Genomic DNA, 12,698 nt, shown 5'->3' on the forward strand with positions numbered 1-12,698 from the left:
GCCCCGATACATCCAGTATCGGGGCGACCCTCCGCCTTGCGATCGCACGCACCGGACGCCGCGGGGCCCGCCCTCCGGGCGGACGACGGGATTTCCGGCACAGGCCCTGGCTCGGCTCCCGTCGTGAGCATCGTCACTGGACCTCCGGGACCAACGCCGCGGGCTCCTTGGACATCGGTGTCTGACCGTCACCGTCCATTAGGCCGAGGCGCGTCTGCACCGTGTTCAGGTTGGCCAGGAACGCGATGCGCTTGTACTTGCCGTCGCTGCGGGTCGGGGTCATGTCGTCGTAGAGCTTCCACAGCTCCTCGATGGACGCCCCGGGGCTGGAGGTGACCGGGACATGACCGGTGTAGCAGTCGGTGTCGCTGGTCTCGATGGTGAAGTCCACGCGCTTCGCCATGTCCTTTTCCAGATCGGCGTGGAACGGCACGAAGAAGCAGGGTGAGACGATGTCGTGACGGTTGTCGAGCCGGGACTGCAGCCACGTGATGGTCGTACGCATCGCCTCGTCGGTCTCCCCCGGAATGCCGAGGATCATCGTGGCCTGCACGCCGATCCCGGCCTTGCGCAGCGAGTCGAGGGCCCGCTCGGTGACCGCCACCTTGACCGGCCGTCCCAGGCGCTTGAGGAGCGACCAGTCCAGCGTCTCCACGCCCACGAGCAGGCGGAAGCAGCCGGACTTGCGCAGCATCCGCGCCATGTCGTCGTCGATCAGGTCGGGGCGGGCCTTGGCCTCCCACTCGAACCTGCCCTGGAGACCGGACTCCTCGATGGCCCGGCAGAGCTCCTGCATCCGCGGGACGTCCTCGACGAAGTCGTCGTCCTCGATCCGGATCCGGTCGAACCCGTGCACCTCGACGAGCTCGCGGATCTCCTCGAGCACCCGCGCCGCGCTGTGCCGCCGCTGGCCGACGCCCCACTGGTGCTTGGAGTAGCAGTAGGCGCAGGCGTACGAGCAGCCGCGGGCGGTGACGATGTTCCCGGCCCGGCCACGCGAGATCGTCCGGTACAGCTCCATGTCGGCCAGGTCCCGGGCCGGTTTGGGCAGCGTGTCCAACTTCATCACCTGCGGCGCGGCGGGCGTCTCGACGACCTTGCCGTCCTCGTCGCGGAAGGCGATGCCGCGCACCTTGTGCAGGTTCTTCCGGCCGTTGGTGCCGTACTCGTGGACCAGGTGGGAGAAGGTCACCTCACCCTCGCCCTTGACGACGACATCCGCGGCGCCGTCCTCGACCAGCTGGCGGGCGAGGGGAGTCGCGCCGACGCCGCCGAGGACGGTCAGCGCACGCGGGTGGCGGTACTTGGTCTCGGCGGCGAGCTTGATGCCGTTCTTGAGGCTGGAGGTGAGCACCTGGATGCCGACGATGTCCGGGTTGTAGCCGCGCAAGGGTTCGTTCGGCGTGGCCAGCGGCCGTTGCAGGACGAAGAGCTGGTCGTCGATGAAGTGGACGTCGGTGCCCTTGGTGTCGTGGAAGGTACCCTCCCGCAGCACGGCGGCCAGGGAAAGCAGCCCCAACTGCGGTGCTGAGATCGACTCGCCGGAGTACGCCGACCGTCGAGCATTCACGAGAAGAACTTGCATGCTTGTCTGCCTCCTGCGAGTGGACAGTCCTCGGGCGCGGTCCGGCCGACCGCCAACAAGCCCGTGGGCACACGGATTTCGTGGTACGTCCGGTTTCCGCGTGTCACACGGTGGGCCTGGTCCGGTCGTCAGCGGGGAATCGGAAAGGGAGGGAATTCGTATCCGGAGATGACTCCGGTCGTATCTCAGCTCTGCTCGATCGGGGCTGTACGCCTGCTGGATTGGGGCTGCACGCGGATTCCAGCCCAACACGGGCCTGAGCCCCCGTCCAATGCCTTTATCGGGTCGCCCCCGCACTGCCGTGGCATGGCGCCCAACTCCCGCTCCCAGCCATGCCCTTGACGCATCACGGCGATGCGCAGGCGGCTTCTGTGCCGGATGTCGGCGCTATGGCAGCATCGCTGAGGAGCTCTGCAGATCAACTTCCACGCACACGCTCGGGAAAGGTACCGATGAACGATTTCCATCGACCGGCCGGCGCTGCGGACGGCACCACCATGACCTGGGACCCGGCGGTGGACCGCGAGATCTTCGAGCGCGACGGGGTGCTGCGCTGGGACAACGTCCTCTCGCCCGACGAGGTCCGCGCCCTGCGCGCGTCCATGGAGCGGGTGTTCTACCGGGACGGCGTCCCGGGCGACGGGGTCCTCGACCTGTCCGAGACGAAGGCCCGGCCGCAGGACCAGGCGCTCCTTCAGAAGATCGGCATCTGGGAGTCCGACCCGGTCTGCGAGGCCCAGGTCCGCCGCCCCGACATCGTGCCCCGCGTCGAGGCGCTGCTCGGCGGTCCGGTACGGCTGTTCCGCGACCACTCCTTCTACAAGCCCGCGGGCAAGGGCGACCGCAGCCGCCTGGTCCTGCACCAGGACAACCGCTACTGGCACCTCGACCCGCCGGACGCCGTCACCATCTGGATGCCGCTCGACGACGCCACCTTGGAGAACGGCTGCCTGCACTACGTCCTCGGCAGTCACAAACGCGGCCGCGTGGAGCACGTCCGCCCCGAGGAGGGCGCGGTCCTCGTCGAGGCCCTGAACGACCAGGAGCCGGTGCCGTACCCGATCCCCATGGGCAGCGCCCTGGTCCACAGCATCAACACGCTGCACGGCTCGGGCCCCAACCTCACCGACAGCCCCCGCCGCACCTACTCGCTGGTCTACGTACGGGACAACGTGACCGTACGCGGCCGACCGATGGACGACTATCCGCTCGCCGCCGACCTCATCCGTTGAGGCGCCCGATGGCAGACGCGATGGGGCCCGATGCGTACGAGACGATCCTGCTCGACCGCGCCGACGGCGTCGCCTGGGTCACCCTGAACAGACCCGAGAAGCTCAACGCGACGACAGAGCGGATGCATTACGAACTCCTCGACGCCTTCGCCCGGGTCGCGGACGACGGGAAGACCAAGGTCCTCGTGTTCACCGGCGCCGGGGACCGGGCCTTCTGCATCGGCAGCGACCTCGGGTTCCTGGGCCAGGTCCTGGACGGCGAAGAGGCCGACAGCGACCTGTTCGCCGTATACCTGGAGCGCATCAACCGCGTGGTGTTCGCCCTGGAGCGACTGCCCATGCCGACGATCTGCATGGTGCAGGCCAAGGCCCGGGCCAGCGGCTTCGAGATGGCCGTGGCCTGCGACCTGATCCTGATCGCGGAGGAGGCCCGGATCGGCGACGTCCATACGCCCTACGGCCATATGCCGGGCGCCGGGGCCAGTCACCGCGCGGTCCGCAAGATGGGGCTGCAGAACGCGATGGACGTGATCCTGACCGGCCGTTGGCTCTCGGCGGCCGAGGCCGTCGAGAAGGGCCTGGCGCTGCGCGCGATCCCCCGGGACCGGCTGCGCGAGGAGACCGCCGCCCTGGCCCGGACGCTGGCCGATATGCCGGGCGACTGCCTGCGCCACGCGAAAGCCGCGATCATGAACGGTCTCGGCGTGAGCGTGGAGGACGCGGTCGCGGCGGAGACCCGCGAATACCTGGCCCTGATGCGCGGCTCCTCCGGCCCGGTGGACGGCTTCCGCGCCTCGCAGCGCGACCGCGCGGCCCGGCGCGATGGGTCGGGCTGACGCCCGGTTCAGTCGAGCACGCCGGGCACGCCGCCCCCGTAGCGGCGCTTGGCGTCCTCAAGGTCCTCCACCCGGCCGGTGTCCCAGGGGAGTTCCCAGCCCCCGAGGCGCAGCAGCCAGGAGACGAGGCTGCCGGTGAAGCCCCACACGAACACGTTCGAGGCGAGAAAGCCCGGCGCGATGTACCCGGCCGGGAAGCGCACCCGCAGCTGTCCCGCCGGATCGGCCAACTCGCGTACGGGAACCCGGTGTACGGACACCGTCTCACCGCCGTCGACCGCGAGCGCGGCGTCCCCGTCCCACCAGCCGAGCACCGGGGTGACCGCGAACCCGCTCCAGGCGAGGTTCAACGGGCGCAGCGCGCCGACGACGGTCACCGCGGCCGGGTCGAGCCCGGTCTCCTCCCGTGTCTCGCGCAGCGCGGTGTGCACCGGGTCGCGGTCGTCGGGGCGGGCCGAGCCGCCGGGGAAGACCACCTGCCCCGGATGGTTCCGCATCCTGCCGGAGCGCTCCAGGAACAGCAGGTCGGGACCGGCGTCCCCGGTGCCGAACAGCACGAGCACGGACGAGGCCCGGGCGTCGTCGGGTACGGGGTCGGTGTAGCGCTCCAGTTCCGGGGGTGCGCTGTCCTGGGCGGCCTGCTGGCCGAGCCCGGTCAGCCACGGGGGTACGGCGGGTCCTGCGGGGCGGTTCTGGTCGAGAGCCACGGTAGTCAGCGTACGAGACGACAACTCGGCCCGTCCGGCGTTTGAGGCCAGATCCGGGGGCCGGGCCGACGGCACGGATCGTGATCCGTAGGTCAGGACAGTTCTTCCGTGAGGGGCAGGGCCTTCAGGTGCCGCGGAGTGAGGACCCGCGCGTCGGGCGCCGCCTTCGACAGGACCCCGGCCGCCGTGGGCCGGGCGGAGGCCGCGAGGAGGCGCGGTTCGCTGCTGAGCGGCGTGGTCATGTCGTCGTGGTGGGAGGGGATCAGCAGGGGCGGGTTCCCGGTGACCGAGATGAGCCGCTCGATATAGCGGTGCACCGCCGTGTACGGGGTCATGGGGACCGCCACGGCGTCCGGCCGGATGCCCTGGAGTTCGCGCTCGATGAAATTGCTCGCGCCCATGAGCAGGATGGACGGGCCTTTGTCCACGGACACTTGGTAGGCGAGGGTGTCGCCCTCGACGAGGTCGGAGAGCACGGTGGGCCGTCGCGGCGGGGAGGTCCGGTGCCCCGGCGCGGGGCAGCCGTGGTCGGGCCGCTGGCTGTGCAGGCTGCGGAAGACCTCCACGGTGTAGCCGTCGAACTGGAGGTACTCGCCGCCCTTGACCTGGATGACGTCCTCCAGGCGGCGGCGCGGGGTGCCCATGGCGGTCAGCAGGTTCCGTACCGTCTCGTCGCAGAGGGTGCGCAGACGGGCGCGCTTCCACTCCGGGCGGGCAAGGAGCTGCGGCACGTCCGCCAGGTGGTCGAAGTGGCCGTGGCTGACCAGAATCAGCTCGGGCGGCCCGGCGAGGTGCCGTCCGGCCACCCGATCCACGGCCTCCCGGTCGAACCGCAGCGGCAGTTGGAGGTCCATGGCGCCGGAGCTGTCGGTGCAGGCCATGCGGCTCATATACGGATCGAAGAGGATGCTGCGGTCGCCGTCGATGACGATCTCCCAGCCGGAGACGCCCAGCCAGCGCAGTTCCACGGGGGTGGAGTACGGTCCGCGCCGCAGGAACGCCGGTGCCGCGCCGACGAGTCCGGCCCCGGCCGCCGCCGCACCCGATGCCGCCAGAACTGTCTTGAAGACCGTACGCCGCGCTGTCATCGTTCCGTCCACTCCGTTGTGCGCACTGTGAGTGAGGGGAACGTTACGAGAGGCGACGACGCATGAGCCGCATTTCGGCCAGCGGTGGCCGTGGGGCGGTAGGTCGTGCCTACATCCCGGGGGATCCGGTGACGTTCAACAGCTGTTCGTCCTGGCGTAATACGGCCTGCATCACTTCCCGTAGCTTCGCCCCGGGGTTGATGCCGATCTGCTCCCGGAGGATCTCCTTGGCCCGGTGGAAGACCCGGATGGCATCGGCCTGACGGCCCTCGCCGTAATAGGCCTTCATCAGGCCGACGTACAGGTCCTCGCGCAGCGGATCGCGGTCGACGAGCTCCGAGAGGCTGGCGATCGCGGTGTTGTAGTGGCCGAGGCCGACGTCGATCAGGGCCCGCAGCTCCGTCGCCGCCGTCCGCTCCCGCTCCAGGGTCTCGCTCTTCATGCGCAGACGTGTGGAGGTGACGTCGGCGAGCGCCGAGCCCTTCCACAAGTCCAGTGCCGCGTCGAGCCGTTCGGACGCGGACCGGCACTCTCCGCGGCCGTACAGCTCGCGTACGGTGCGCACCTCGGACCGGAACACGAACAGGTCGATGCGCTCCGGCGGCACCCGCAGCTCGTAGCCGCGGGTGTGCGAGCCGAGGGCGTCGCGCGCGAGCCCGGCGTCCATCAGGGCGGTACGGATCATCCAGGCCGAGGTCTGGAGTTGGCCCGATACGGTCAGCGGGGGGTCGCCGTCCCACGAGTCCTCGATGATCGTCTCCTTGGGGACGACCTGTCCGGGTTTCAGCGCGAGGGAAGCGAGCAGGCGCCGCTGCCGCTGGCCGCGGATGGGCACGGGCGTGGTGTCGCGCAGGAGCGTCACCGGGCCGAGGAGCCGGATCGTCGGGTCGGTGGATCTCATGTGACGGGTCCCCCTTAGTCCTCTGTCCTCTGTCCTCTGGGCTCAATGGATGAGTCGAGCCGTCGCCGCGCCCTTCCGAGGTGTCACCGAGTGAGGTTCGTGCCGCGTACCGCGTGAGGTGGTTACTGCGTAAGGTTCTTGAGGAACTTCGCCGCGACGGGACCGGCGTCGGAACCGCCCGACCCGCCGTCCTCGAGCAGCACCGCCCAGGCGAGGTTCGAGTCGCCCTGGTAGCCGATCATCCAGGCGTGTGTGCGGGGCGGCTTGTCGTTGCCGTACTCCGCCGTGCCCGTCTTCGCGTGCGGCTCGCCGGGCAGGCCCTTGAGGGCCTTGCCCGCGCCGTAGGTGACGGTCGCGCGCATCATCGCGCGCAGATTGTCGACGACGCCCGCGTCGAGTCGGGCCGGTGCCTGGTGCTTCTTCTTCACGGCGTCGGGCACCAGGACGGGCTGGTTGAACCGGCCTTCCTTCACCGTGGCCGCGATCGACGCCATCACCAGGGGCGAGGCCTGGAGCCGTGCCTGTCCGATGGTGGACGCGGCCATGTCGTTCTCGTTGGTGGCGACCGGGACACTGCCGTCGTACGTCGTGATCCCCACGTCCCACGTACCGCCGATGCCGAAGGCCTGCGCGGTGTCGTGCAGCGCGGACCGGGACAGCTTGGGGTGGGAGTTGACGAAGAAGGTGTTGCAGGACTTGGCGAACACGTCACGGAAGGTCGAGCCCGGGGCGAGGACGAACTGGTCCTGGTTCTCGAAGCGTTGCCCGTTGACGTAGGCGAACTTGGGGCAGTCGGCCTTGTCCGTCGGCTGCATCCCCTCTTTCATGAGCGCGGCGGAGGTGACGACCTTGAAGGTGGAGCCGGGCGCATAGCGGCCCTCGAGGGCGCGGTTCGCGCCGCCGGGCCGGTTGGCGGCCGCCAGGATGTGGCCGGTGGAGGGGTCGATGGCGACGATGGCGACGTTCTTCTTCACGTCTTCGATGGCGTCGGCGGCGGCCTCCTGCACCTTCGGGTCGACCGTGGTCTTCACCGGCTTGCCCGCGCTGCCCTCGGCGTTGGTGAGCCGCTCCACCATCACGTTGTCCTGTCGCTGCACGATCACGACGGACTTCGTCACGTCCCCGCCGCCGCTGAGCTGCTTGTCGTAGCGTGCCTCCAGGCCCGAGACCCCCTTGCCGGTCTTCGGGTCCACCGCGCCGACCAGGGAAGAGGCCCGCAGTTCGGCGCCGTTCTTGTCGAGGACGGCGGCCCGTTCCCGTGACTTGAGGGCGAGTGTCTGCCCCGGCGCCATCTTCGGGTGGATCATCGGGGTGTTGAATTCAACCTGCCATTTGTCGCCGTTGCCGAGGACCGTCGCTTTCGAATCCCAGGTGTAGTCACCGGCGCCGGGGATCTTCATCCTCACGGTGTAGGGGATATCGACTTCCCCGTCGGCCTGCTTCTTCCCGTCGCCGGCCGTGATCTCGGTCCGGGAGGGATTCAGGTTCGTCATGATGGATTTGATCAATGATTCGGCGTTGTCCGGGGTGTCCGTCAGGCGGCCCGCCCGCGCGGCGTCACCCTTCTCCCACGCACCGAGAAACTTGTTCAACTGCGCGGTGGCAGCGACTACTTGGGGATCTTCCGGCTCGTCGGCGAACACTGCGGAGTACCCCCAGTATCCGATCCCCCCGGTAGCCGCCAGTACGGCAACGGCTCCGACGATCGTGCGACGAGGAGAGCTGTTCCTGGCGTACTCCGCCTCGTCGCCGTAGCTTCCGGAATGTGTCATGCAGGTCAGATTAGGTCCTGGCGCTGTTCTGTAGCCGCCCGGAAAGAGCGCTTAAGACGCCTTCAAGACAGAACAAAGGTGAAAGAGATAGTGGGCGGAGAGAGGCATGTGGAACCATGCGCCGCCGACAGTCGAAAGACCTTTGTCAAAGAGGTGAGGTCGCAGTGGCGGCCCTCGGTCAACTCGCCGCACCGGCTGAGGTGTAGACCTCCGAAGGAAGCGTCTCCCGGCGGCGGTCGCCACGGATCAAAGTGACCTGAAGTTGTCGCCTTCGTGGGCCGGGAGCCGGACCCCGACCGCCCTTCCGCCCCCGCGCCGGGCGCCGTCCCCGAGCCGTCGCTCCCGTCCCCGCCTCCCCCTTCCAGCGCCGCCTCGCACTCCCTCACGGGCCGCTCCCGGATATGCCCCGGAGAGCGGGCGGAGAGGGTGCCGGTTCAGGGTTGCCGAAAACCGTTCACTGCCGACCGAGTCCGGAAGGAGTGAGTCCGTGGGACGCAACGAAGCACACGTGTCACCCCGCGACGCACGGTTCCCCACCTTCATGCGCCTGCCGCTCGACCGGAACCCCCGCGGCTACGACGTCGTGGTGGTCGGCGCACCCTACGAAGGCGGCACCAACTACCGGCCCGGCGCCCGATTCGGCCCACGGGCCGTCCGCGGCGAGTCCGGATTCGTCCACGGCGTCGGCATCGACTCCAACCCCGGCACGTTCGACCTCATCACCTGCGCCGACGGCGGCGACATCGATCTGACCGCACTCGGCACGGCCCCCGCGATCGACACCGCACAGCAGCACCTCTCCCACCTCCTCAAGGGCAATGCCGCCTTCCTGATGCTGGGCGGCGACCGCGCCATGACCGTGGCGGGGCTGCGCGCGGTGGCACAGGAGTACGGCCCGGTCGCCGTCGTGCACCTGGACGCCCACTCCGGCACCGCCCCGATCTCCCGCGACGACCGCCATCCCTACGGCACCCCCTTCCGGCACGGCATCGACGAGAAGCTCGTGGACCCCACCGCGATGGTGCAGATCGGGATCCGCGGCAACAGCCCGCGGCCGGACGCGCTCGACTACGCCCGCGCCCAAGGCGTACGCGTGATCACAGCGGACGAGTTCGGGGCTCTGGGCGTCCGCGGCACCACCGACCTGATCCGGGACCGCGTCGGCCACCGGCCCGTCTACGTTTCGGTCGGCATCGGCGTGGCCGATCCCGCCTTCGCACCCGGCACGGCCTCACCCGTGCCCGGCGGCCTCAGCTCCCGCGAGGTGCTCGCCCTCCTGAGCTGCTGCGGCGACCTCAGACCGGTCGGCTTCGACGTCATGGAGGTCTCACCGCTCTACGACCACGCGGGGATCACCTCGGTCCTGGCGACCGGGATCGGCGCGGAACTGCTCTACCAGTACGCCTGCGCGCACCGCATACGGATGTGAATGAGGGATTACGGGTGTGACTGGGGCATGCGGGTGTGACTGGGGTATGCAGGTGATACTGGGGCATGCGGATGTGACCGGAACATCCGAACTTGATCGGGTCTAACCGGCCGTACCGGACAAGGGGTTCGAGGTGGCGGCGCCCGGTGGCCTCGCCATATCAGGGTGTCCCTGAGGGAACCCTGAATGTCCCTCATCCTTCCCTGATGAGTGCCGAAAATCTTTGCGTCGTTCACCGACCGGCGCCACCGTGGGAGCAAGGCGGGCCGCCGAGCGCCAACTCGACGGCCCGTGCACGACGTGAGCAAGGCCCGCGTGGCAGATCCGCCAAGACCCCGCGCGGACCGTATTTGTCCTGCGTTCCCCTGCCTACGAAAGCGGGTTCAGCATGCCCAGCCCTGCCCCATCCACTGTAGTCGCCCGGTCCCGGAGCTACGCCGTCGCCATCGCGGACACCCCAGAGCTGATCAGGGCGGCGCAGCGGCTGCGCCATCAGGTCTTCGGCGAGGAAATGGGCGCCACCCTGCACTCACCCGTGCCGGGCCTCGACATCGACGACTTCGACGCGTTGACGGACCACCTGATCGTCCTGGACACGGATTCCGGCGACGTCGTAGGCACCTACCGGCTGTTGCCGCCGGGGCGCAGCGAACGCCTCTACGCGGACGGCGAGTTCGACCTCTCCGCCCTCGCGCCGATACGGCCGCACCTGGTGGAGGCCGGCCGCTCCTGCGTGCACCCGGCCCACCGGAACGGCGCGGTGATCAACCTGCTCTGGTCCGCCCTGGCCCGCTATGCCCTGCTCTCCGGCCACCGGTACCTGGCCGGTTGCGCCTCCGTGCCGCTCGACGACGGCGGCCGTGCCGCCACCAGCGCCTGGCTCCTCGGCAACGCGAAGCACGCCGCCCCGCCGGAGCTGCGGGTGCACCCGCACCGACCCTGGCAGCCCGCGGGCCCGCTGGAGGGCGGCGCACACCCCTCGGACCTGCCCCCGCTGCTCCGCGGCTACCTGCGCCTCGGCGCCTGGATGTGCGGCGCGCCCGCACACGACCCGGAGTTCAACGTCGCGGACTTCTACGTCCTGCTCCCCATGGACCGGGTCAACGACCGCTACCGCCGCTACTTCCTGGGCGAGGACTGACCATGACGGCCACGTCTCCTTCGCGGGCGCGGGGCGCGACCGCGGCGCACGCGGTCCCGGCGCACGCGGTCCCGGCGCATGCCCCGGCGAACGGCACGTCTCACGCCACCGCGGCCGCCGGTGCCGGACAGGTCGGAACGCACGCCCCGGCACCACGCGTGGGCCCGGCGCCCCGTGCGGTTCCCACGGCCCCGGCTCCGGCCCTCCCCGGTCCGCCGAAGGGCGGCAGCCCGTGGGAGCCGTACTCGCCCTGTACGCCGGGGTGTGTGGAGCGGGGCGCCCCGCGTGTTCCGGTGCTGCGGACCGCGCGGCGGTACGCCGGATTCGGCGGGGTCGTCACGGGGACGCTCGCCGGGCGGCGGATGCCGGACGGCCCCGAGGCGGTGACGGACCGGGCGCGCCAACTGATCGCGGCGCTGGGACTCCGCATGGACACCGACGGCGAGCCCCTGCGCGTCACCGGGGCTGGAGTCGGAGCCGGGGCCGGAGCCGGGGACGGAGTCGGACCCCGAGCCGGAACCGAAATCGGGGCCGGGGACGGAGCCGGAACCGGAGTCGGAACCGGAGCCGGAGCCGGGGACCCTCGCGGGCCCCGGGGCGAGCGTCAGGTCGGCACCCTGGTCGTCGCCGACCACATCTCCTGGCTCGACCCCCTCGCGCTGCTCGCCTACGAGCCGGTGACCCTGGTGGCCAAGCGCGAAGTGGCGCACTGGCCCGTGGTCGGCCCCCTGGCCCGCCGGGTCGACACCTGCTTCATCGACCGGGGCAGCCTGCGGGCCCTGCCGGACACCATCGCCCGGGTCGCGGACGCGCTACGGCAAGGGCGTACGGTCGCGGTCTTCCCGCAGGGCACCACCTGGTGCACCGCCGGGGGCGGCACCTTCCGGCGCGCCCTGTTCCAGGCCGCGATCGACGCGGGCGCCCCGGTGCGCCCGGTGACGATCGACTTCCTGCAACACGGCAGGACCAGCACGGTGCCCGGCTTCCTCGGCGACGACGCCTTCCTGCCCGCACTGCACCGGGTGGCCCGGGCCGAGGCCCTCACCATACGGATCCGCACACACCAGCCCCTGTTCCCCGGCGCCGGTTCGGTTGCTGGTGCTGGTGCTGGTGCTGGTGCCGGTCCCGGTGCCGACCGCCGGGCCCTCGCCGCCGCGGCACAGGCGGCGGTGTTCAACTCCCGGCCGAGCCGACATGGTTGAGTGGCTCGACCATTACGCCGCCCTGCTCCAGGGCATGCTCGGCTCCCCGTGGCTCTGGCTCCTGATCTTCTGTACGGCGGCCCTGGACGCCCTGCTGCCCTTCATGCCGAGCGAGGGCACCGTCGTCATGGCCGCCGTCCTCATCGGAGCCGACCCCGAGCGGCTCGCCCTGCTCTGGCTGCTCGCCGCCGTCGGTGCGCTCGTCGGGGACATCGGGGGGTACGCCATCGGGCGTCGCGCGGGCCCCGGCCTCACGGCCCGCCTGGTGCGCGGCGAGAAGGGCCGCCGACGGCATGCCTGGGCCTGCGGCCTGGTCGAGCGGCACGCCGCGCTCCTGATCGTGGCGGGCCGCTATGTGCCCGCCGGGCGCGTGGTCACCGGCCTGACCACGGGCAGCGTGCGGTACCCGCTGCACCGCTTCGTGGCCTTCGACGCCCTGGGCACCGGCATCTGGGCCGCACTCAGCGTCGCCATCGGCTGCCTGGGCGGCGGGGCCTTCGCAGACCGCCCGCTCTACGGCGCGCTGCTGTCGGGCGGCGCGATGGCGCTGCTCACGCTCGCGCTCGCGGGGATACGCCGCCACCGCCGCGCCCGCGCCCGACGCCGCCGATGTCACGCCACAACAATCTCAACTGACGCATCAGTCAAAATCTCAACACGCGAGCGCGAGCGACGGGTCCCTGATGGTCCTCTCGCGCGAATACCCCGGTAAATAGCGGGGATCAGCGCAGACTCGGTATCGCCCTGACAGTCGTCCCGGCTCCGACCCGGCATTCGCCCCGGCCTCGGTCCGGTCCTCCGTGTT

At 70.4% G+C, this 12,698-nt stretch carries 11 protein-coding genes; 6 read left to right on the forward strand and 5 right to left on the reverse strand.

Annotation, left to right across the window (positions count from 1 at the left end; genetic code table 11):
• Window positions 1-133: 133 nt before the first annotated feature.
• Window positions 134-1,585 (reverse strand): B12-binding domain-containing radical SAM protein, encoded by a 1,452-nt coding sequence (locus ACWD10_RS28565; protein WP_451095997.1) that lies wholly within the window; start codon window positions 1,583-1,585, stop codon window positions 134-136.
• 452 nt (window positions 1,586-2,037) lie between these two features.
• On the opposite strand from ACWD10_RS28565, the gene ACWD10_RS28570 reads away from it, so the two are divergent.
• Both ACWD10_RS28570 and ACWD10_RS28575 read left to right on the forward strand, forming a co-directional pair.
• Window positions 2,038-2,817, forward strand: coding sequence for a phytanoyl-CoA dioxygenase family protein (locus ACWD10_RS28570; protein WP_451095999.1), 780 nt, complete (start codon window positions 2,038-2,040; stop codon window positions 2,815-2,817).
• An 8-nt stretch (window positions 2,818-2,825) separates the two neighbouring features.
• Complete coding sequence (locus ACWD10_RS28575) at window positions 2,826-3,653, forward strand: enoyl-CoA hydratase/isomerase family protein (protein ID WP_451096001.1); 828 nt, start codon at window positions 2,826-2,828, stop codon at window positions 3,651-3,653.
• An 8-nt stretch (window positions 3,654-3,661) separates the two neighbouring features.
• Here the strand turns inward: ACWD10_RS28575 and ACWD10_RS28580 are convergent, their stop codons facing one another.
• The 4 genes from ACWD10_RS28580 to ACWD10_RS28595 form a co-directional block, all read right to left on the reverse strand.
• Window positions 3,662-4,360, reverse strand: coding sequence for an NUDIX hydrolase (locus ACWD10_RS28580; RefSeq protein WP_451096003.1), 699 nt, complete (start codon window positions 4,358-4,360; stop codon window positions 3,662-3,664).
• 92 nt (window positions 4,361-4,452) lie between these two features.
• Entirely contained in the window at window positions 4,453-5,448 is a 996-nt protein-coding gene (locus ACWD10_RS28585; RefSeq protein ID WP_451096005.1) for an MBL fold metallo-hydrolase, read from the reverse strand.
• 109 nt (window positions 5,449-5,557) lie between these two features.
• Complete coding sequence (locus ACWD10_RS28590) at window positions 5,558-6,349, reverse strand: AfsR/SARP family transcriptional regulator (protein WP_451096007.1); 792 nt, start codon at window positions 6,347-6,349, stop codon at window positions 5,558-5,560.
• A 122-nt stretch (window positions 6,350-6,471) separates the two neighbouring features.
• Window positions 6,472-8,121, reverse strand: a complete 1,650-nt coding sequence (locus tag ACWD10_RS28595; RefSeq protein ID WP_451096009.1) for a penicillin-binding transpeptidase domain-containing protein — start codon at window positions 8,119-8,121, stop codon at window positions 6,472-6,474.
• A gap of 541 nt (window positions 8,122-8,662) precedes the next feature.
• Between ACWD10_RS28595 and ACWD10_RS28600 the strand changes: the two genes are divergently transcribed.
• The 4 genes from ACWD10_RS28600 (at window position 8,663) to ACWD10_RS28615 (ending at window position 12,605) form a co-directional block, all read left to right on the forward strand.
• Window positions 8,663-9,550, forward strand: a complete 888-nt coding sequence (locus ACWD10_RS28600) for an arginase family protein (protein ID WP_451096171.1) — start codon at window positions 8,663-8,665, stop codon at window positions 9,548-9,550.
• Between the two features lie 388 nt (window positions 9,551-9,938).
• Window positions 9,939-10,691 carry a GNAT family N-acetyltransferase gene (locus ACWD10_RS28605; RefSeq protein ID WP_451096011.1) on the forward strand — a complete coding sequence of 251 codons (753 nt, stop codon included), beginning with the start codon at window positions 9,939-9,941 and terminating at the stop codon, window positions 10,689-10,691.
• 2 nt (window positions 10,692-10,693) lie between these two features.
• Window positions 10,694-11,893, forward strand: coding sequence for a lysophospholipid acyltransferase family protein (locus ACWD10_RS28610; protein WP_451096013.1), 1,200 nt, complete (start codon window positions 10,694-10,696; stop codon window positions 11,891-11,893).
• Complete coding sequence (locus tag ACWD10_RS28615; RefSeq protein ID WP_451096015.1) at window positions 11,886-12,605, forward strand: DedA family protein; 720 nt, start codon at window positions 11,886-11,888, stop codon at window positions 12,603-12,605. Before ACWD10_RS28610 ends, ACWD10_RS28615 begins: the two co-directional genes overlap by 8 nt.
• The last annotated feature ends 93 nt before the right edge of the window (window positions 12,606-12,698 follow it).

This window comes from Streptomyces sp. NPDC002851 (assembly GCF_053591935.1).